At 72.3% G+C, this 18,538-nt stretch carries 18 protein-coding genes and 2 pseudogenes; 10 read left to right on the forward strand and 10 right to left on the reverse strand.

The annotated features are described in order from the left end of the window. Positions 1 to 430: 430 nt before the first annotated feature. The gene (locus tag QL987_RS11000; RefSeq protein ID WP_290157711.1) at positions 431 to 1,699 is read left to right on the forward strand and encodes an MFS transporter; all 1,269 of its coding nucleotides are present in this window, start codon (positions 431 to 433) and stop codon (positions 1,697 to 1,699) included. Positions 1,700 to 1,909: 210 nt separating this feature from the next. Here QL987_RS11000 and QL987_RS11005 read toward each other — a convergent pair whose 3' ends face one another. The 5 genes from QL987_RS11005 to QL987_RS11025 form a co-directional block, all read right to left on the reverse strand. Then, the gene (locus QL987_RS11005; protein WP_110902095.1) at positions 1,910 to 2,581 is read right to left on the reverse strand and encodes a response regulator transcription factor; all 672 of its coding nucleotides are present in this window, start codon (positions 2,579 to 2,581) and stop codon (positions 1,910 to 1,912) included. Between the two features lie 143 nt (positions 2,582 to 2,724). After that, the gene (locus QL987_RS11010) at positions 2,725 to 4,041 is read right to left on the reverse strand and encodes a hypothetical protein (protein WP_111073669.1); all 1,317 of its coding nucleotides are present in this window, start codon (positions 4,039 to 4,041) and stop codon (positions 2,725 to 2,727) included. Next, positions 4,038 to 5,195 carry an ATP-binding protein gene (locus QL987_RS11015; protein WP_290157714.1) on the reverse strand — a complete coding sequence of 386 codons (1,158 nt, stop codon included), beginning with the start codon at positions 5,193 to 5,195 and terminating at the stop codon, positions 4,038 to 4,040. The genes QL987_RS11010 and QL987_RS11015 overlap by 4 nt, the downstream gene beginning before the upstream one ends. A 182-nt stretch (positions 5,196 to 5,377) precedes the next feature. Next, a complete protein-coding gene (locus QL987_RS11020; RefSeq protein WP_290157716.1) occupies positions 5,378 to 6,577 on the reverse strand; it encodes a homoserine O-acetyltransferase in 1,200 nt (399 codons plus the stop codon). 172 nt (positions 6,578 to 6,749) lie between these two features. Then, positions 6,750 to 8,078, reverse strand: a complete 1,329-nt coding sequence (locus QL987_RS11025) for a bifunctional o-acetylhomoserine/o-acetylserine sulfhydrylase (RefSeq protein ID WP_111073666.1) — start codon at positions 8,076 to 8,078, stop codon at positions 6,750 to 6,752. Between the two features lie 207 nt (positions 8,079 to 8,285). On the opposite strand from QL987_RS11025, the pseudogene QL987_RS11030 reads away from it, so the two are divergent. After that, positions 8,286 to 8,381 (forward strand): annotated as a pseudogene (locus QL987_RS11030) (DivIVA domain-containing protein); the annotation flags it as partial. A gap of 51 nt (positions 8,382 to 8,432) precedes the next feature. Next, a pseudogene (locus QL987_RS11035) lies at positions 8,433 to 8,576 on the forward strand (DivIVA domain-containing protein); the annotation flags it as partial. A 31-nt stretch (positions 8,577 to 8,607) separates the two neighbouring features. Here the strand turns inward: QL987_RS11035 and QL987_RS11040 are convergent. Next, positions 8,608 to 9,699, reverse strand: a complete 1,092-nt coding sequence (locus QL987_RS11040) for an acyltransferase family protein (protein ID WP_111073664.1) — start codon at positions 9,697 to 9,699, stop codon at positions 8,608 to 8,610. A gap of 86 nt (positions 9,700 to 9,785) precedes the next feature. Between QL987_RS11040 and QL987_RS11045 the strand changes: the two genes are divergently transcribed. From QL987_RS11045 to QL987_RS11065, 5 genes are all read left to right on the forward strand, one after another. Further along, the gene (locus QL987_RS11045; protein ID WP_290157719.1) at positions 9,786 to 10,562 is read left to right on the forward strand and encodes an SDR family oxidoreductase; all 777 of its coding nucleotides are present in this window, start codon (positions 9,786 to 9,788) and stop codon (positions 10,560 to 10,562) included. A gap of 114 nt (positions 10,563 to 10,676) precedes the next feature. Beyond that, the gene (locus QL987_RS11050; RefSeq protein WP_181432864.1) at positions 10,677 to 11,207 is read left to right on the forward strand and encodes a phosphoribosyltransferase; all 531 of its coding nucleotides are present in this window, start codon (positions 10,677 to 10,679) and stop codon (positions 11,205 to 11,207) included. Then, positions 11,204 to 11,923 (forward strand): Type 1 glutamine amidotransferase-like domain-containing protein, encoded by a 720-nt coding sequence (locus QL987_RS11055; RefSeq protein WP_290157722.1) that lies wholly within the window; start codon positions 11,204 to 11,206, stop codon positions 11,921 to 11,923. Before QL987_RS11050 ends, QL987_RS11055 begins: the two co-directional genes overlap by 4 nt. Before the next feature lie 2 nt (positions 11,924 to 11,925). Next, complete coding sequence (locus tag QL987_RS11060; protein ID WP_290157724.1) at positions 11,926 to 12,612, forward strand: uracil-DNA glycosylase; 687 nt, start codon at positions 11,926 to 11,928, stop codon at positions 12,610 to 12,612. 23 nt (positions 12,613 to 12,635) lie between these two features. Beyond that, the gene (locus QL987_RS11065; protein ID WP_253463337.1) at positions 12,636 to 13,244 is read left to right on the forward strand and encodes a GNAT family N-acetyltransferase; all 609 of its coding nucleotides are present in this window, start codon (positions 12,636 to 12,638) and stop codon (positions 13,242 to 13,244) included. A 20-nt stretch (positions 13,245 to 13,264) separates the two neighbouring features. Here QL987_RS11065 and QL987_RS11070 read toward each other — a convergent pair whose 3' ends face one another. After that, on the reverse strand, positions 13,265 to 13,963 hold the full coding sequence (locus QL987_RS11070) for an FCD domain-containing protein (RefSeq protein WP_290157725.1): 699 nt from the start codon (positions 13,961 to 13,963) through the stop codon (positions 13,265 to 13,267). A 218-nt stretch (positions 13,964 to 14,181) separates the two neighbouring features. Here QL987_RS11070 and QL987_RS11075 point away from each other — a divergent pair, with 218 nt between their 5' ends. Both QL987_RS11075 and QL987_RS11080 read left to right on the forward strand, forming a co-directional pair. After that, positions 14,182 to 15,690 (forward strand): gluconate:H+ symporter, encoded by a 1,509-nt coding sequence (locus QL987_RS11075; RefSeq protein WP_290157726.1) that lies wholly within the window; start codon positions 14,182 to 14,184, stop codon positions 15,688 to 15,690. Then, the gene (locus QL987_RS11080) at positions 15,687 to 16,223 is read left to right on the forward strand and encodes a gluconokinase (protein ID WP_290157727.1); all 537 of its coding nucleotides are present in this window, start codon (positions 15,687 to 15,689) and stop codon (positions 16,221 to 16,223) included. Before QL987_RS11075 ends, QL987_RS11080 begins: the two co-directional genes overlap by 4 nt. Positions 16,224 to 16,244: 21 nt before the next feature. Here QL987_RS11080 and QL987_RS11085 read toward each other — a convergent pair whose 3' ends face one another. The 3 genes from QL987_RS11085 to QL987_RS11095 all read right to left on the reverse strand — a co-directional run. Continuing rightward, a complete protein-coding gene (locus tag QL987_RS11085) occupies positions 16,245 to 16,871 on the reverse strand; it encodes a helix-turn-helix domain-containing protein (RefSeq protein ID WP_290157728.1) in 627 nt (208 codons plus the stop codon). Next, on the reverse strand, positions 16,868 to 17,620 hold the full coding sequence (locus QL987_RS11090) for a DUF998 domain-containing protein (protein ID WP_290157729.1): 753 nt from the start codon (positions 17,618 to 17,620) through the stop codon (positions 16,868 to 16,870). The genes QL987_RS11085 and QL987_RS11090 overlap by 4 nt, the downstream gene beginning before the upstream one ends. Positions 17,621 to 17,655: 35 nt before the next feature. Next, positions 17,656 to 18,538, reverse strand: an 883-nt coding sequence (locus QL987_RS11095) for a chlorophyllase (RefSeq protein WP_290157730.1), incomplete at its 5' end; no start/stop codon positions are given.

Below are 18,538 nucleotides of genomic sequence, written 5' to 3' on the forward strand. Positions count from 1 at the left end.
CGGACTGTGACCTCCCCTCGGCCGTGATCGACGTCTCCGACGACGGCCAGCACGCCTGGGCCAGCTGCGCGGAGTGCGGCACCGGATGGGTGCACCGCGACGAACTGCCGGAGGCGCGGACCACGTCCGGTACGTCGGTTCGGCGCCCGCAGCGGACGACGGAGCAGCGCGCAGCCTGAGCGGTGTGCGGCCGACGGCCCGCATCCCGTGGACGCGGCCGTACCGATCGGGAATCCCGGTCGGTACGGCCGTGTTCGTCGTTGTGTCCGCGGTGCGCTCGGCGCCAGGTCGAATCGATTCGGCCCGGCCCTTCCACCGCCGCGTTGGAGCGGTCTACACTGATCCGGCACCCGTCCTGCCCGTGCCCGCCGACACCGTGCTGGCACCCACTCCGCCCGTCCCACCGTGCTCCGGCACGAGAACAGGTCCCATGTCCCAGCTCACGCCGGCCCGCCGAACGCTCGCCATCCTCGCCCTCGCGCTGGGTGGCTTCGCCATCGGCACCACCGAGTTCGTCGCGATGGGACTGCTGCCGAACATCGCCGAGGCCCTGCTGCCCGGCCAGTACGCCGCGGACCCCGACGGCGGGGTCGCCCACGCCGGCTGGCTCGTCAGTGCCTACGCCCTCGGTGTCGTCGTCGGTGCTCCGACGATCGCCGCGATGTCGGCGAAGTTCCCGCGCAAGGGCCTGCTCCTGGTGCTGCTCGTCGGGTTCGCGGTCGCCACGGTCGCCAGCGCGGTGCTGCCCTCGTTCGGCCTGGTGCTCGTCGCCCGCTTCGTCGCCGGCCTGCCGCACGGTGCCTACTTCGGCATCGCCTCCATCGTCGCCGGCGACATCATGGGGCCGGGCAAGCGCGGCAAGGGCATCGCCCTCGTGCTCCTCGGTCTGTCCGTCGCGAACGTCGTCGGTGTGCCGGCGGTCACCTGGATCGGGCAGGTCGCAAGCTGGCGGATCGCCTACGGGGTCGTCGCCGCGCTGTTCGTCCTGACCTTCTTCGCCGTCTCGCTCTTCGTGCCGCGCAGCGGACGTGACGTGCACGCGACCATCGGCCGAGAGCTCCGCGCCTTCCGGGTGCCGCAGGTCTGGATCGTGATGAGCCTGGGCGCAGTCGGATTCGGCGGGTTCTTCGCCGTCTACTCGTACATCTCGCCGCTCGTGCAGAACGTCACCGGGCTGTCGGAGTCGGCCGTGCCGCTGGTGCTCGTCGTGGTCGGGCTCGGCATGGTCGTCGGCGGACTGCTCGGCGGGTTCCTGGCCGACCGCAGCGTCAAGGCCACCATCTTCGTCGGGCTCTTCGCGCTGGTCGGGGCACTGCTCGTGACCGTCCTCACGGCGCAGTGGGTCGCCGGGCTGTTCATCGGCGCGTTCCTGCTCGGTGCCACCTCGTCCGCGATCCCGCCGGCCGTGCAGTCCCGCCTGATGGACGTCGCCGGTGACGCCCGGACGATCGCGGCGGCGCTGAACCACTCGGCGTTCAACCTCGGCAACTCGTTGGGCGCGGCCCTCGGTGGCGCGGTCATCGCGGCCGGGTTCGGGTTCGTCGCCCCGGGCTGGCTCGGCATCGGCCTGGCGATGCTCGGTGTCGTCGTCGCGGTGATCAGCTACGCGGTGGAGAACCGCACGAACCGACGCGCAGCGGCGGTCCGGACCGCGGGGGCCAGCACCGGCCCGATCCGCGAGTCGGTGTCCTCGCACTGACGCCCGCCTGCGGACGCGGCCCCGGGCCTCCCGGCTGGCCGTCGCGCCCGTCGCACGCTGACCGCACCGTCGGAGCATCCCCGAGGTCGCACGACGTGCCGTCGGCGTCACGCCCAGGTCGCAGAACACGCCGCCCAGGTCAGACCTGAGCGGCGTGTTGTGCGACCTCGAGACGGGCGGCCAGCCAGCCCGGCCAGCCAGCCCGGCCCCCTACAACCCGTGCGGGGAACCGTCCTGGACGATGATCCCGTCGGTGATCGCACGCTTCCGCAGCGCCACCTTCGTGCCGACGTCGAACCCGGCGACCCGGTACTTCTCGCGGATGCGCTTGAGGTAGCTCTTCGCGGTCTCCTCGGAGATGCCGAGCTGGTAGGCGACGCTCTTCACGGGCTCGCCACCGCCGTACAGCGCCATCACGCGACGCTCCTGCGCGCTGAGCTTCGGCACCCCGCCGACGTCCCCGCTGTTGATGGCCAGGTCGAGTTCGGCGGACACGTACTGCTCGCCGCGCTGCGCCGCGCGGATCGCCTCGACGATCATGGCCGCGTCCTCGCTCTTGACGAGGTAGCCGAGCGCGCCGGCGCCCAGGGCCTCGCGGACCACGTTCGGCTCGGAGTAGGTGCTCATCACGACGGTCTTCACGCCGGCGGTCTTCAGCGTCGAGATCTTCAGCGACACCGGGATCGAGTCCTTGAGGTCCAGGTCGAGCAGCACGACGTCGACGGGGAAGGCCGGGCTGGTGAGCAGCTCCGGCCAGGTGGTGACCGCGGTGACCATCGCGATGTCGTCCGCGGCGTTTCGGATCCACTCGGTCAGGGCGCTGAGCAGCATCCGGTGGTCGTCGACGAGTGCGAGTCTGATCGGTTCTGCTGGAGTCGCCATGCGCGAGGGTCCTTTCTGGTGGGTCCGTCCCGGGCCTGCTGATCCTAGGAGGATCGTCGGTCCGGTTCGGGGAGGCTGGCCATGTTGTCCGGTAGCGGCACTCGCGTCCGTCGGGGCGTCGCTGACGGGAGGCTCGTGGTGCGTCACATCTGCGGGTGCCGGTTGACGACGCAGTGCGCCGTGACGTGCAGGACGCCCTCGCGGACGCTGTCGGTGTACGGGCCGATGCGCTGCAGGGCGGTCCATGCGGCCGGGCCGAGGCGACGGCGGGGGACCCCGCGCGACTCGATGACGACGGGCACGTCCATGGTGTCGTCGGTGACGGGGTGGCCGTCGCTGCCGACGGGGCCGAGGGTGACCGAGACGACGGGCACGCCGGGCTGCTGGGTGCGGCCGTCGCCGACCATCTGCCACAGCGCCTGCAGCAGACCGTCGCGCTGGGCGGGCGTCAGGTGTCCGGCGAGGGCGCTCGGGTCGGTGACCGCGACGGAGCGACCGAGGTTGTCGGACTCCGTGATCGCGTGGTAGAGCCAGGTCTCGCGGCGGCCCTCGATGAGGTGCAGGCGCAGTTCGGTGGCCAGGGACGCGGCGACCGAGGCGGACGCGTCGGACAACGGCAGCGGGTCGGAACCGTTCGCGACGGCGTCGAGGAGCTTCTCGGCGGCCAGGTCCAGGCGGGCGAGTTCGTCGGAGGCGAGCATCCCGACGGCGAACTGCGGGGCGCCGACGTTGCTCTGCACGAGCACCCGGTCGAGTTCGCGCTGCACGAGCTGCCGGAAGCGGTGCACCACGAACAGTGCCACGGACGGCGGGACGACGGTGACCGCGAGCATCGTGACGATGCCGGGCAGGGTCTCGGTCGTCAGCGGGGTGGAGACCGCGGCGTAGACGACGAACGCCAGGCCCAAGGCGACGATGGCGGCGATGACCTCGCGGGCGGGCCGGAGGGTCGTGATCGGCAGGAGCGCGAACCCGGCGGCCATCGACGCGGTGGCGAAGTGGCCGACGTCGTGCTCGGGCCAGATGCCGATGAAGTCGAGCGTGACGATGCAGGCGAGGACGACGCAGATCAACCCGAACGCCACACCGGTCAGGCGTTCGCCGTAGGTGAGGACGGTGGCCAGGACACAGCTCGCGGCGACCACGAACAGCGCCCAGGCGGTGGCCGTCATCCAGGGGTTCGTGTAGTCGTCCCAGTGCACGAGGAAGAAGACGATCCCGCCGAGCGCCTCCAGTCCGGTGAGCACGGCGGCGCCGAGTCCCAGGTGGCCGGCTCCGAGCGAGGCGCCGGGCTGGGCCGCCTGCCGGAGCGAGCGTGCGCCGGTCGAGGTGGAGGGGAGGCCGCGCGCCTGTCGACGTTCGGTGCCCCGGTAGCGTTCGCGGGCCTCCCGGCGAGTGCGCGGTGCGGTCTGCTCGCCGGGGAGGCCGCGGCTCATGGTGTCCTCCGGGACGCCGCTCATCGGGGTGCCTCCAGGACGACGGTGGTGCCGGCGCCGGGCGCGGAGAACAGGCGGGCGTCGCCGCCGACCTCACGGAGGCGGTTCACGACGCTCTCCTTGAAGCCGAGCCGTTCGGCGCTGACGGTGTCGAGTTCGAAGCCGACGCCGGAGTCGGTGACCATCGCGCGGACCATCGCCTCGTCGTGCACGATCGTGACGTGCGCCTCGGGGACGCCGGCGTGGCGGCGGACGTTCTCCAGGCACTCGCCGAGCGCCAGCAGGAACGCGTCGAGCACGTTCTTCGGCAGCAGCACCTGTCCGGTGCCGTGCCAGGCGACCTCGAGGCCCATCCGGCCGAAGCGCTGCTTGACGGACTCGAGGGTCTGGCCGAGCGGCGACTCCTCGGCGCGGGTGAGCGAGTAGTCGCCGGACTGCTGCGGCTGCGGGGTGGCACCGAGGCGGAGGTGCCGGAGGAGCCGGGCGTCCTCGGCGGCCTGCTCGCGCATCGCGTGCTCGGAGACGCCGACGCCGGAGTGGGCCAGCAGGGTCAGGGTGGCGAGCACCGTGTCGTGCAGCAGCCGGGCACCCTGGCGGCGCTGCGCCTCGGTCTCGCTGGCCTGGCGTTCGGCGCGGTGGGCGGTGCCGATGCTGTAGATGCGGCGGGCGACGCGGGGGATGCTCCGGCTGATCCAGACGGCGATCACGGCGATGAGGACCCAGCCGAGCAGGACGCCGCTGACCGGGGCGGAGAGGACGGTGCCGCTGGCCCAGCTCATCAGCACGAGCGAGACGACCCCGGCGCCGGCGGCCAGGCCGAGTCCGACGCGGTGGCCGCGCTGCGCCATGAGGAGCGATGCGAGCCCGCCGCCGGCGAGCGGGACGAGGGCGCTGGCGATGACGCCGCGGTCGTCGGGGGCGACGGCTGCGGTGAGGACGGTGACGGCGCCGAGTCCGCCGGCGACGGTGACGGCCGTCCACCAGGTGGACCCGTTGGTGCCGAACGCGACGAGGGCGCCGACCATGGCGGCGATGCAGGCGAACCCGGCGATGAGCGGCAGCACGGGCACGGCGAGGGACGTGGCCACGCCCACGACGCTGACGAGCGCGCAGACGATGCCCACGACACGGGTCGTCGACCGGAGGAGGCGGTCGCGTTCCTGTGCGAGGAGTTCCATCGTTGGTCCTGGCTGTTCCTGGTTCGGGAGAGCTGGTTGGTTCTCGGGGAACCGAGCACTGGTCGAGACCGTGCACTCTGCATCATTCCACGGGCGACACCCGTCGTGGGGTCTTCGGCGCGCGGGGGTCGACGGATCGGTCTGCGGTTGTCCCGTCTTCCGGGGACCGGCTTGCCCCCCGCTCAGTCGAGCAGACGCCGCAGGTGCGCCCCGACGGCCTCGTGTTCGATGAGGAAGCCGTCGTGGCCGAACTCGCTCGTGATCACCGCGGCGTGGTCGCCGTCCAGCGTGTCGGGCACCCCGGCGGCGATTCGATGCTGGTCCTCGACGGGGAACAACCGGTCGCTGGACACCCCGACGACGAGGGTCCGCGCGGTGATCCGGGCGAGCGCGGCAGCCACTCCGCCACGACCGGCACCGACGTCGTGGGAGTCCATCGCCTGGGTGAGCGCCACGTACGAGGCCGCGTCGAAGCGCCGGGTGAACTTGTTGCCGTGGAAGTCGAGGTAGCTCTCGACCGAGAACCGTCCGTCGTCACCGAGCGGGGACACGTCGCTCTGCCACGAGCGGGCGAACCGACCGTTGAGTTCGTCCGACGCGCGGTAGGTCATCATCGCCATCCGTCGTGCGAGTGCCAGGCCGCGGTGCGGACCCTCGCCGGGCTCGGCGTCGTGGTGGTCGCCGCCGGCGTAGCCCGGGTCCATCTGGATCGCGGCCCGCTGCAGGGAGTTCGCGGCGATCTGGTCGGCGGTGGTCTGCGCGGTGCTCGCCAGCACCGCGAGTCGGGCGACGCGATCCGGGGCGGTGATCGCCGCCTCCAGGGCGTGCATGCCGCCCATCGACCCGCCGACGACGGCGGCGAACCGGTCGATGCCGAGCCGGTCGGCCAGGCGCAGCTGCGTGGCGACCTGGTCGCGGATCGTGACGAACGGGAACCGCGAGCCCCACTCGACCCCGTCGGGCGACAGCGAGGACGGACCGGTCGTGCCCTGGCAACCGCCGAGCATGTTCGGGGCGACGACGAACCAGCGGTCGGTGTCGATCGCGCGGCCGGGGCCGACGACGTCGCCCCACCAGCCGGCGGTCCGGTGTCCGGGCCCTGGCGGGCCGGTGACGTGCGAGTCGCCGGTCAGGGCGTGGAACACCAGCACCGCGTTGTCCACGGCGGGGGAGAGCGTGCCCCAGGTCTCGTAGGCGACCCGGACCGACGGGATCCGGCCGCCCCGGACGAACTGCTCGCCGAGGGACGCGAACCGTCGGGCACCGGGCGGGTCGCCGGGCCGCCAGGCGCCGGTGACGGGCGGCTTGCCGAGGGTGCCGAGTTCGGCGCCGGGCACCATCGTGGACGGCACGGAGTCCTCAGGGGTCGTCTGCCAGTCCATCGTGCGTCCATTCTCGCCGGAGGCACGCCCGCCCGCCGCCGTGTTACGTCACCTCCGGCGCGTGGCCACCCCGCAACACGCAACTCGGGCGACTCGCCGCAACGGAGTACCGCTGCGAGGAGCCGCCCGGGTTGCGTTCCGCGGGTGCGTCAGCCGGGAGGCGCGTGGCGGGTCAGGCGCGCTGGCCCGCCTGGGCGACGGCGCGGGCCGCGGTGAGTCCGGCCTCGAGGTCGGCCTTGAGGTCCTCGACGTTCTCGATGCCGACCGACAGGCGCACCAGGCCCGGCGTGACGCCCGTGGTGAGCTGCTGCTCCGGCGTCAGCTGCGAGTGGGTCGTGGAGGCCGGGTGGATGACGAGCGAGCGGACGTCGCCGATGTTCGCCAGGTGCGAGAACAGCTGCAGCTCGTCGACCAGGGCACGGCCGGCGTCGACACCGCCCTTGAGCTCGAAGGACAGCACCGCCCCGACACCCCGCGGCGCGTACTTCGTCGCCGCCGGGTACCACGGGCTCGTCGGCAGTCCCGCGTACGCCACCGTCGCCACGTCCGGGTGCCGGTCGAGCCACTCCGCGATCTCCTGCGCGTTCGACACGTGCCGTTCGATCCGCAGGCTCAGCGTCTCGATGCCCTGCAGGAGCGCGAACGCCGTGTCCGGCGAGTTCGACGCACCGAGGTCACGGAGCAACTGGACCCGGGCCTTCGTGATGTACGCCAGTCCGTCACCGACGGCCTGCGAGAACACCGCCCCGTGGTACGAGGGGTCCGGGGTGCTGAACTCCGGGAACCGCTCGGCGTGCTCGGACCAGGCGAAGGTGCCGCCGTCGACGATGAGGCCGCCGATGACCGTGCCGTGCCCGCCGAGGAACTTCGTCGCCGAGTGCACCACGATGTCCGCACCGTGCTCGAACGGCCGGATCAGGTACGGCGTCGCGATCGTGTTGTCGACGACCAGGGGGACCCCGGACTCGTGCGCGATGCCGGCGACGGTCTCGATGTCCAGCACGTTGATGCGCGGGTTGCCGATGGTCTCGGCGAAGAACAGCTTCGTGTTCGGACGGACCGCGCGACGCCACTCCGCCGGGTCGTCCTGGTCCTCGACGAACGTCGTCTCGATGCCGAGCTTCGCCAGCGTGTACTTGAAGAGGTTGTACGTGCCGCCGTAGATCGACGACGACGAGACGATGTGGTCGCCGGCCCCCGCGATGTTGAGCACCGCGTAGGTCTCTGCCGCCTGGCCGCTCGACACGAGCAGCGCCCCGGTGCCGCCCTCCAGCGCCGCGATGCGCTGCTCCACGACGTCGTTCGTCGGGTTCATGATCCGCGAGTAGATGTTGCCCGGCTGCGCCAGCGCGAACAGGTCACGGGCGTGGTCCGAGTTCTCGAACACGTAGGACGTCGTCTTGTAGATCGGCGTCGCCCGGGCACCCGTCGTCGGGTCCGGTGCGGCACCCGCGTGCACCTGCGTGGTCTCGAACCGCCAGGCGGCTGCGTCGTTGGTCATCGGGATCTCCTGTCCGTCACCGTGTCCGTCGGGTCGACACGTGCATCGACATGCGCGCCGGCCGGGAGGACCGCCGCACCTGTGCGTCGACCGTCACGGTACGCAGACGGCCGGGCGGGCACCAGCGCGAGCGTCGTCAGACGTAACGCGACGACGACCGACCCGTGCCAGGATCGAGGGGCACCGACGCCGACCGAGGGGGACGACATGCGCGCACAGGACGTGGCGGACAAGCGGTTCATGCCGACGAAGTTCCGGAACGGGTACGACCAGCAGGAGGTCGACGACCTGCTCGCACGGATCCAGGCGACCCTGACCGTGGTCGAGGGCAGCCCGGTCCCGACGACCGGCCCCCTGGCGACCGCCAAGCCCCTCCGCGCAGCAGACGTGAAGAGTGCCCGATTCCGTGCGACCAAGTGGCGCGAAGGCTACGACCAGGACCAGGTCGACGACTTCCTCGACGACGTCGTCAACGAACTCCGCCGACTCGGCCGCGACTAGGACCCGGCGCGACCGCTACCCGGCGCGACTAGGCCGGATCGCGGCGGAACAGCCAGTCGACCTTCGGCTCGAGCAACCACCGCATCCCGCGTCGCACGAACGGCTGCGCCAGGAACAGACTCACCGCGCACGCCACCAGCACCATCAGCAGCACGAACGGCCACGCCGAGTGCTCACCCGCCAGCACGCCGGACTCGCGGATCGGGTAGAGCAGGAACGTGTGCAGCAGGTACACGTACATCGTCGCCGCACCGAACTGCGTCAGCCAGACGTTCCGCCGGGGGACCAGCACCAGGAACGACGCCGTCAGCAGCGTCGCCAGCAGCATCAGGCCGAACCGGACCGCTCCGGCCCACCAGGCGTCCTCACCGAGGCCCGAGTACGAGTCGTCGTAGAAGAACCAGTGGTGCAGGTCGAACTCCTTGAACTGCGGGATCCACAGCGCACACGACACCGCCCACCCCGCGAAGACCGCACCCGCGGCGACCCGCACCCGCACCACCGTGCGACGAGACGCCTCGTACCAGCGGTCGAACAGCCCCCACTGCTTCACCTGCCAGCCGAGCAGGAAGAACGGCAACAGGCTGATCGCCCGGCCCAGGGACAGCGTCGAGTCCACGTTGTCGAAGTAGCCGACGCCGATGCTCAGGACCACCGCCCAGACCAGCGGCCATCGCAGCTGCACCAGGTAGGGCAGGATCAGCCGGAAGATCCCCAGTGCCAACAGGAACCACAGCGTCCACGTCGGCTTCGTCGGGTTGAACTCCTTGCCGCCCTCCACCACCGCCTGCACCACGGTCCAGATCGTCTGCATGATGATGTACGGCACGACGATGTCCGTGAACGTCCGCCGCATCCGCTTCGCCGTCGGGGTGTCCGCTGACGAGAAGTACCCGCTGATCACCCCGAACGCCGGCATGTGGAACGCGTAGATGAACGTGTACAGCGCCAACGCGTGCTCGCTGCCCGTGGTCTGCCGCTGGATCGCGTGCCCGATCACCACCAGCGTCACCGCCAGGAACCTGGCCGTGTCCCACATCGGGATGCGCCGCTTCAGTCGACCCGGATCGAGCGCCCCGGCCGGGGCAGAGGGCGCGGGAGGGGCGGCGTCCGTCGTCATCCTCCGCACGTTACCGTCCGGCGGCCACCCCCGTGTCGGTAGCGTGGCCTCCGCGCCGCCACCGTCGCCCGTCCACGAGGAGCACCATGAGCACACGTCGAGCCGTCGTCACCGGAGCCAGCTCGGGCATCGGCGCCGCCACCGTCCGCCTGTTCCGCCAGCACGGCTGGGACGTCCTCGCCGTGGCTCGCCGCGCCGACCGGCTCGAGGCGCTCGCCGCAGAGACCGGCGCGGACACCCTGGTCGTCGACGTCACGGACGACGCCGACGTGACGGCGCTCGCCGCACGGATCGACGAACTCGGCGGTGTCGACGTGCTCGTCAACAACGCCGGGGGAGCGTTCGGGTCGGCCTCGGTCGAGCAGGGCGACGTCGACGACTGGCGGGCGATGTTCGAGGTCAACGTGCTCGGCACGAAGCGCGTCACCGCGGCCCTCCTGCCGGCGCTCCGCCGACGAGCGGCCGAGGTCGGTGGCGCCGACGTGGTCACCGTCACGAGCACCGCGGGCTTCGTCGCCTACGAGAACGGCGGCGGCTACGTCGCCGCGAAGCACGCAGAGCACGCCCTGGTGGGGGTGCTCCGGCTCGAGCTCAACGGCGAACCGATCCGCGTCGTCGAGATCGCCCCCGGCATGGTGAAGACCGACGAGTTCGCACTCGTGCGGTTCGGCGGGGACAGCGACGCGGCCGCCGCGGTCTACGACGGGGTGGAGGCGCCGCTGGTCGCCGACGACGTGGCCGAGGCGATCGTGCACGCCGTCGAACTGCCCGCGCACGTCAACCTGGACCTGGTCACCGTCCGACCGGTGGCGCAGTCGGCGCAGCACAAGCTCGCGCGCGGACCGCTGACCCCGAAGGCGTAGCGAGCGACAGCGCGCCGACCCGGCGGTGCCCGGGGGCGCGACACGCGGGTGGCGCAGCGCCCGGGTGGGCATCGCGGGTCGCGGGCGGAGCATCGCTGCCGGTACCGTGGGCGGATGCCGATCAGCAGCGAACCCGCGGAGTCTCCCGCCTCGTCGACCGTGACCGTGACGAGCGGACCGGAGGTGCTCGGCTGGCTCGAGTTCGGCGACGCCGCCCGGTTGCTCGCGAAGGACGTCCTGTCCGCCGGCTTCGAGCCCGAGGTCGTCGTGGCCGTCGCCCGCGGCGGGCTCATCATCGCCGGTGCCGTGGCCTACGCCCTCGGCACCAAGGAGTGCGGCTCGATCAACGTCGAGTTCTACACCGACGTCGAGCAGCGCCTGGAGGAGCCCGTCGTGCTCGCGCCGGCCCTCGACGCCCCGAGCCTCGCCGGCAAGCGGGTCCTGGTCGTCGACGACGTGTCCGACTCCGGTCGCACCCTGGCCCTGGTGGTCGACATCATCCGCACCGCCGGAGCCGACGTCCGCAGCGCGTGCCTGTACTCGAAGCCCGGCACCGTCCTCGAGCCGGACCACGTCTGGCGTCGGGTCGACGGCTGGATCACGTTCCCGTGGAGCGCCCTCGCCCCGGTGACGGCCGAGTCGTGAGCATCCACCTGGTCGGCGGCGGTCCCTTCGTCGCCGCGGACGCCGCCGCGGCCTTCACCGCCGAGGCCACCGCGCGCTCCGCCGCCGTCGGGCGGACCGTCCCACGCATAGCACTGCTCTCCGTCGCCGGCGCCGACGGGTCCTCGCCGTCCTCGACCGCCGACATCGCCGAGGTGCTCGGTGGGTCCCGTGCCGCCGAGGTCCTGGTCACCGAGGTCGCCGCGGGCGGGGTCTTCGACACCACGGTCCTCAGCGACGTCGACGCCCTGGTCGTGAACGGTGGCCGGACCCCCGACTACCTGGACGCCGTCGCCCCGCTGGTCGACCAGATCCGCCTGCTCGTCTCCGACGGGCTGCCCTACCTCGGCTACTCCGCCGGCGCGATGATCGCCGCGGACCGCGCCCTGGTCGGCGGCTTCCGCATCGGTGGCGTCGAGGTCTGCCCCGAGTCCGCCTCCGAGGGCCTCGACGAGGTCGAGCTCCGCGAGGGGCTGGGGCTCGTCGACCTGACGATCGACGTCCACGCGGTCCAGGTCGGCACCCTCGCCCGACTCGTCGCCGCGGCCGAGGCCGAGTTCGTCACCGCGGGCCTGGCCATCGACGAGGACACCACCCTCGTCGTCGGCGAAGGCGCGCTCGAGGTCCGGGGGACCGGCAGCGTCTGGCGGGTGGTGGCGGGCGACGAGTCCGTCTCGGTCGCCACCATGGGCGCCTGAGCGTGCAGCCGAAGCCCCTCGCCGACCTGGTCGACCCGGGGTGGGCGGCTGCCCTCGCGCCCGTCGAGGACGACGTCCACCGCATCGGCGCCTGGCTCCGCGCCGAGACCGACGCCGGGCGGGCGTACCTGCCCGCCGGTCCCGCCGTGCTCCGCGCCTTCGAGGACCCGTTCGACCGGGTGAAGGTGCTCGTCGTCGGACAGGATCCCTACCCGACGCCCGGGCACCCGATCGGGCTGTCCTTCGCCGTCGACCCGCACGTCCGCCCGGTGCCGCGCAGCCTGCAGAACGTCTACCGCGAACTCCACGACGACCTCGGCGTCACCGTCCCCCCGCACGGCGACCTGCGTGCCTGGTCCGAGCAGGGCGTGCTGCTGCTCAACCGGGTGCTCACCGTCGGCGTCGGCGAACCCGCCAGCCACCGCGGCAAGGGCTGGGAAGCCGTCACCGAGCGGGCTGTCGAGGCGCTCGTCGCCCGCGACCGTCCGCTCGTCGCGGTGCTCTGGGGCGCGCAGGCCGCATCGGTCCGCCCACTCCTCGGCGACACCCCGGTCGTGGCGTCGGCACACCCGAGCCCGCTCAGCGCCTCCCGCGGGTTCTTCGGCAGCCGACCGTTCTCGGCCGTCAACGACCTGCTGGTCGCCCAGGGCGCGGACCCCGTCGACTGGACACTGCCGACCGACGTGTGACGGGCCTCCCGTAGGCTCGGGTCGTGCTCGAGGAGGAATACCAGCAGCGGCGGGTCCTGCCGCGGCACCTGCGTGCCCCGGCGCCGGTCGAGTCGGGGTTCGCCTACGCGATCCGTCCCGCCACCGCCGCCGACCTGCCCGAGGTCCGCGAGATCCACACCCACTACGTGCGGAACTCGTCGGTGACCTTCGACGCGGCGGCGTTCACCTTCGCCGCCTGGAAGAAGCGGTTCGACGAGGTCCAGCGCCGCAAGCTGCCGTTCCTGGTCGCGGAGAACCCGTCCGGCCAGGTGCTCGGGTACGCCCTCGTCGAGCCGTGGAACATCCGTGACCGGTCGAACCGGGTGGTCGAGGACTCGATATACCTCGGTGCCGCGGCCGGTGGCAAGGGGCTCGGACGGGCGCTGATGGAGGCGCTGCTCGACGCCTGCCGGACCGTCGGGGTGCGCGAGGTGATCGCGGTGATCGCCGACCGGTCCGCGGACGCGTCGATCCGGTTGCACGAGCGACTCGGCTTCGAGGAGGTCGGGCGGATGGGGCGGGTCGGCTACAAGTACGACCGGTGGCTCGGCACGGTCACCATGCGGCTGCGTCTGCGGAGCACCCGTAAGCCGCTGTTCGGCGGCCGCTGACGAGACCGGTCGGCCTGTGGTCAGCCGGCCTCGGCGACGAACTCGTCGCGCGTGGTGCGCACCAGGTCGGCGGCCGCGTCGGAGGCGACCCGTGCCTCCCGGCCGACGACCGCCCGACCGACGGCCTCGTGCCGGGCTGCTGCCTCGGCCGTCCACCCGGTGATCGTGTCGCGTGACTCGCTCGTGCGGGTGCGGAGCAGTGCCTCGACGGTGCCCGCGAAGTGGGCGAAGACGGTGTTGCCGGACCCGGTGAGCAGGGCGCGGTGGAAGCGGACGTCGGCGTCGAGGTAGGCACGTCCGTCGCCGGCGGCCGCGGCGGCGACCATGTCCTGTGCGGCGGCGAGCACGGCGTCGGCCGCCGCGCCGCCGTGTCCGGCGGTCAGCCAGGCGGCGACCGGCTCGATGCCCAGGCGGAGCTCGAGCAGCTCGCGCTGCTGGGTGAAGTACGCGCCGGAGGCCCCGCGCCATCGGATCACCGAGGGCGCCAGGAGCTCCCACCGCGTCGACGGCTGCACCTGCGTGCCGACGCGCTGCCGGGGTTCCACCAGTCCGAGGGACTGCAGCACACGCAGAGCCTCGCGCACCACCGATCGCGAGACGCCGAACTCGTCGACGACGTCGTCGGGCCGCAGCACCGTGCCGGGGGCGAGGGTGCCGTCGACGATGCGCTGCCCGAGCGTGTCGAGCACGTGGGCGTGCAGGCCGCCGGGTGTCGGCATCGTTCCTCCTCGACGGTCCTGGTCACGCGGATGTGTGACGTGGTGTCCATTGCAGCGGCAGACTGCGCCCAGGTCCGGGTGGCGCGCGGACGACGACGATGTAGTCTGATTAATCAGATTATTGCAGGAGTGATCGCGGGTGGGATCAGCACCCCGGTCGGACCGACACCAGCAGCAGGACGGCAGCAGCGCAGGAGCTGTGCCAGGAAGGGGCGCAGATGCCTCACCTCCCGACCACCGCCGCGAGCACGAGTCGCGTGCTCGCCGCAGGGACCGAGACGGTCGACCCGTCCGGGACGATCCCCCAGCTCGTCATCGCCGCCCTCGTCGGCATCGTGGTGATCATCGCCCTCATCACCTGGCTCAAGGTGCACCCCTTCGTCGCACTGACGATCGGTGCCCTCGGGGTCGGCCTCGGCGCCGGTCTCGCCCCGGAGAAGGCGGTCACGAGCTTCGGCGACGGCTTCGGCGCCACCATGACGAGCGTCGGCATCCTGGTCGGCCTCGGCTCGATGTTCGGCAAGCTGCTGGTCGACTCCGGTGCCGCCGACCGGGTCGTCGACACGCTGGTGCGCCGGTCCTCGGCCGCAGCGCTGCCCTGGACGATGGCCCTCATCGGCGCGCTGATCGGCCTGCCGATGTTCTTCGAGGTCGGCCTGGTCCTGCTCATCCCGATCATCGTCCTGGTCGCCAAGCGCAGTGACGTCCCGATCATGAAGATCGCGATCCCTGCCCTCGCCGGCCTGTCGACCATGCACGCGTTCGTCCCGCCGCACCCCGGCCCGCTGGTCGCGGTCTCCACGGTCGGTGCGGATCTCGGCACCACGCTCGCGTTCGGCATCGTGCTCGCGATCCCCGTCATCGTCCTGGCCGGCCCGGTCTTCGCCCGCTTCGCGGCGCGCTGGGTCGACATCCCGGTGCCGGACATCTTCGGCTCCCGTGGCGAGGACCCCGCGCACCCTGGCAGGGAGGCCCGCCGCGGCCCCGCAACGCAGGACACCGCCTCCCTGCCCAACGGCAAGAGCGACTTCACCCGGGTGATCAGCGAGCCACGCAGCCCGTCGTTCGCCGTCGCGCTGGTCGGCATCCTGCTGCCCGTCGTGCTCATGCTCGCGCAGGCGGTGCGCGAAGCCACCGCTCCCGACGCGGGTGGTGCCTGGGTCGGCGTGCTCGACTTCCTCGGGACGCCGATGATCGCGATCGGCATCGCCACCGTCTACGCGATGGTGTTCTTCGCGATCGGCGGCGGCATGGACCGGTCCGCGGTCGCGAAGTCGCTCGAGAGCGCACTGCCGCCGGTCGCCGGGGTGCTGCTCATCGTCGGTGCCGGTGGTGGGTTCAAGCAGGTGCTCATCGACACGGGCATCGGTGGTGTGATCGCGGACGCGGTGAAGGACTCCGGCATCTCGGTGCTCCTCGTCGCCTGGGTGGTCGCCGCGCTCGTCCGCGTCGCCACCGGGTCGGCCACCGTCGCGACCGTCACGGCGGCCGGGATCATGGCCCCGATCGCGCACGACCTGTCGTCGCCGATGACCTCGCTGCTCGTGCTCGCGATCGGCGCCGGGTCGGTCTTCCTGTCGCACGTCAACGACGCCGGGTTCTGGCTGGTGAAGGGGTACCTCAACACCACGGTGGGGCAGACGTTCAAGTCGTGGACGGTGCTCGAGTGCCTCATCTCGGTCATCGGGCTGGTCGGCGTCCTGGTCGCCGGGATCTTCATCCGATGAGCGCCGCACACGCCGGCACCGAACCGGTCGACGCCCGTGTCCTCGTGGTGATGGGCGTCTCCGGGTCCGGCAAGTCGACCGTCGCGGCGATGGTCGCCGACCAGCTCGGGTGGGCGTTCGCCGAGGGGGACGCCATGCACCCCGGGGCGAACGTCGCCAAGATGCACGCCGGCACACCCCTGACCGACGAGGACCGCTGGCCGTGGCTCGACGTCGTCGCGGGGTGGATCCGTGGCCACCTGCAGGCCGGGACGAACGGGGTCGTGACCTGCTCGGCACTGAAGCGGTCCTACCGGGACGTGCTGCGGGCCTCCGGCGTGGTGTTCGTGCACGTCGCCGGCGACCGCGCGCTGCTCGAGGAGCGGATGTCGGCGCGGTCCGGGCACTTCATGCCGACCTCGCTGCTGCAGTCGCAGCTGGCGACGCTCGAGCCGCCGCAGCCGGACGAGGCGCACGTCACCGTCGCCGCCGACCGGACCCCGGCGGAGGAGTCCGCCGAGGTCCTGACGCTGCTGGGGTTGCCGCGGGACTGAGCGCCTGACGCCGCCGGTGGGTCACGGAACCGAGGGAACGGCCCCCTCGTGCCCGAGCGTCGACCAGCACACCGCGACGACGAGCGGGCGGGCGACCTCGGCGGTCGTCTCCCGCTCGTGGGTCAGCGCGAGGACCACGAGTGCCCCGAGCATCCCGGTGACGCGAGCTCGACGCGGCAGGTCGGTGTCGGCGTCGATCCGGAACAGGTCCGACACCAGGGCGAAGACGTCCCCGAGTGCCGGTTCGAGGGTCGCGTCGGCGACCGGCGGCACCGAGGCCAGCACGAGTTCGGCCCAGCCGCGGCGGCGCAGTGCGAGGTCGACCAGGCCGGCCACCGTTGCGGCGTCTCGGTCGCGGGGTGCGGTGACGTCGTCGACCCGCTCGTGCACGTCGCGGGTGAGCCGGACGCACTGGTCGAGTGCGGCGGCGACGAGTCGCTCCTTCGTCGGGAACCGTCCGAGCAGACCGGTCTTCGAGTACCCGGTGGCGTCCGCGACGGCCTGCACCGACGTGTCACGGACCCCGCGGCGGGCGAGCAGCCCGGCGGTGACGTCCAGGACCGCTTCGTCGATCTCGGCGGCGGTCGGGCGGATCCGGGCCGACATCGGGGCCGGTCCGGGCGTGGGGGTCCGGTCGCCGCCGGTCATGCTGCGGACCGTTCAGCGAGTCGACCGTTCGTACCTGTGTGCACGCGGTCTGTGCGCGAGCCGGCGGTGCTGAGCACGGCGACCCCGGCGAGGAGCTCCCACGCGAGGATCGCGTTCACCGCGACCCGTTCCCAGACCCCATCGGGCAGCAGGTCGACGGCGGTCCAGGCCGGATCGACCGCGAGCATCACCAGACCGACCAGGCCGATCGCACCGAGCGCGACGCTCAGGACGCCCACCCACCTGGCGCCACGGCTGCGCTGCTCCGGTGCGTGCCGGAGCAGCGCGACACCGGCGACGACGGCCGCCGCGTTGCCCGCGATGATCGCCACAGCGGCCCCGAGGACGTGCAGGACCACGAGACCGTTCTCGACCGAGGCCTGGCTGCCGTGGAAGAGGCCGACCAGGACGATGCCGACGCCGTGCGCCACCGCCAGGACGGTGAACCACCGCCGCGCGGCTGGTCGCCCCGTCGTCGGGCTCCCCGCCGCCAGGCTCCGGGCAGCGAGCGCGGCCACGACGAACAGCACGCCGTGCAGCACGAAGGCGGTGTTCATGAGCAGGTGGAGTGGCGAGTCGATCGCGCGCCCCTGGAACGCCTCCGTGTCCGGCACGCCGAGGTCGCTGATGTAGTTCGCCGCGTACGAGTACCCCGGGAACGCGCTGGCGCTGACGGCCTCGGCGACCAGGTAGAGCGCCGCCGCCGCGATCCAGCAGGAAGCAGCAAGGGCAGACTGTCTTGGTCGCATACCGACCACTCTAGTCGGTCGGTGTCGCGCGGTGGTCATCGACCCCGATGTGCGATCGTCGCCGACGCGTCCGGACCCGTCGGCAGGGAGGCCCGGGCCTGCTCCCACACGTGGTCACCGGCATCGAGTGCAGAGCGGAGGTACGCCGTGGTCAGGCGCTGCACCAGGGCGACGCGCTCCGGGTCCTCGTCGGTGGTCTCGGCAGCCTCGTAGCCCGAGATCCCGCCGAGGCCGTGCTCCCCACCGTGGAGGACGAGCAGGTCGGTGGCGCCGGGGCTCTGCGTGTAGGCGTCGGTGAACCAGTCCGGGCCGCGGGTCGACATCCGCGACTGGTCGTGGTCGCCGGCCACGACGAGCGTCGGGGTCGTCAGTTCGGCGAAGGACGGCCGCATGAAGGGGAAGTGCTCGGCTGCGAACGGGACGAGGTCGTCGCCGGCCACCCCGGTGGCCGCGAGCAGGACGCCGGCGGTGATCCGGGCCTCCCGTCGGTCCTCGCCGGGGTGTCCGTCGTCGTCGAGGGTCCGCGCGCCGAGCAGGCTCTGCACGCTCTGGCCGCCCCAGGAGTGCCCGGCGGCGGCGATCCGGTTGCGGTCGACGCGGCCGGACAGCCCGGGCAGGGCGGCCTCGACGGTGTCGAGCTGGTCGAGCACGCGGACCAGGTCGGTGGTGCGCTCGGACCAGATCGTCGGGAAGAGCGGGTGGTCGAAGCCGATGCCGTTGCGGCGCGAGTCGAGGTGCGTCGGCTGCACCACGACGAACCCGTGCGCCGCCCAGAACGAGACGAGGGGTGCGTACGCGTCGAGGTGTTGGCCGTTGCCGTGCGAGAAGAGCACGACGGGCAGGTCCGTGCCGGTCGCCGGGGCGGACACGCGGAGCTGCAGGGGGAGCGGGCGGCCCGGTGCGTCGAGGGTGACGGGG

Origin of the sequence: Curtobacterium sp. APC 4022, assembly GCF_030407555.1 — a bacterium.
Lineage (GTDB): Bacteria > Actinomycetota > Actinomycetes > Actinomycetales > Microbacteriaceae > Curtobacterium.

Bases quoted from the DNA above. Each gene is read 5' to 3' on its own strand.
- QL987_RS11075 (WP_290157726.1), top strand. From the start codon at position 14,182: ATGCCTCACCTCCCGACCACCGCCGCGAGCACGAGTCGCGTGCTCGCC.
- QL987_RS11000 (WP_290157711.1), top strand. From the start codon at position 431: ATGTCCCAGCTCACGCCGGCCCGCCGAACGCTCGCCATCCTCGCCCTC.
- QL987_RS11005 (WP_110902095.1), bottom strand. From the start codon at position 2,581: ATGGCGACTCCAGCAGAACCGATCAGACTCGCACTCGTCGACGACCAC.
- QL987_RS11050 (WP_181432864.1), top strand. From the start codon at position 10,677: ATGCCGATCAGCAGCGAACCCGCGGAGTCTCCCGCCTCGTCGACCGTG.
- QL987_RS11090 (WP_290157729.1), bottom strand. From the start codon at position 17,620: ATGCGACCAAGACAGTCTGCCCTTGCTGCTTCCTGCTGGATCGCGGCG.
- QL987_RS11020 (WP_290157716.1), bottom strand. From the start codon at position 6,577: ATGGACTGGCAGACGACCCCTGAGGACTCCGTGCCGTCCACGATGGTG.
- QL987_RS11070 (WP_290157725.1), bottom strand. From the start codon at position 13,963: ATGCCGACACCCGGCGGCCTGCACGCCCACGTGCTCGACACGCTCGGG.
- QL987_RS11015 (WP_290157714.1), bottom strand. From the start codon at position 5,195: ATGGAACTCCTCGCACAGGAACGCGACCGCCTCCTCCGGTCGACGACC.
- QL987_RS11025 (WP_111073666.1), bottom strand. From the start codon at position 8,078: ATGACCAACGACGCAGCCGCCTGGCGGTTCGAGACCACGCAGGTGCAC.
- QL987_RS11010 (WP_111073669.1), bottom strand. From the start codon at position 4,041: ATGAGCGGCGTCCCGGAGGACACCATGAGCCGCGGCCTCCCCGGCGAG.
- QL987_RS11080 (WP_290157727.1), top strand. From the start codon at position 15,687: ATGAGCGCCGCACACGCCGGCACCGAACCGGTCGACGCCCGTGTCCTC.
- QL987_RS11045 (WP_290157719.1), top strand. From the start codon at position 9,786: ATGAGCACACGTCGAGCCGTCGTCACCGGAGCCAGCTCGGGCATCGGC.
- QL987_RS11040 (WP_111073664.1), bottom strand. From the start codon at position 9,699: ATGACGACGGACGCCGCCCCTCCCGCGCCCTCTGCCCCGGCCGGGGCG.
- QL987_RS11085 (WP_290157728.1), bottom strand. From the start codon at position 16,871: ATGACCGGCGGCGACCGGACCCCCACGCCCGGACCGGCCCCGATGTCG.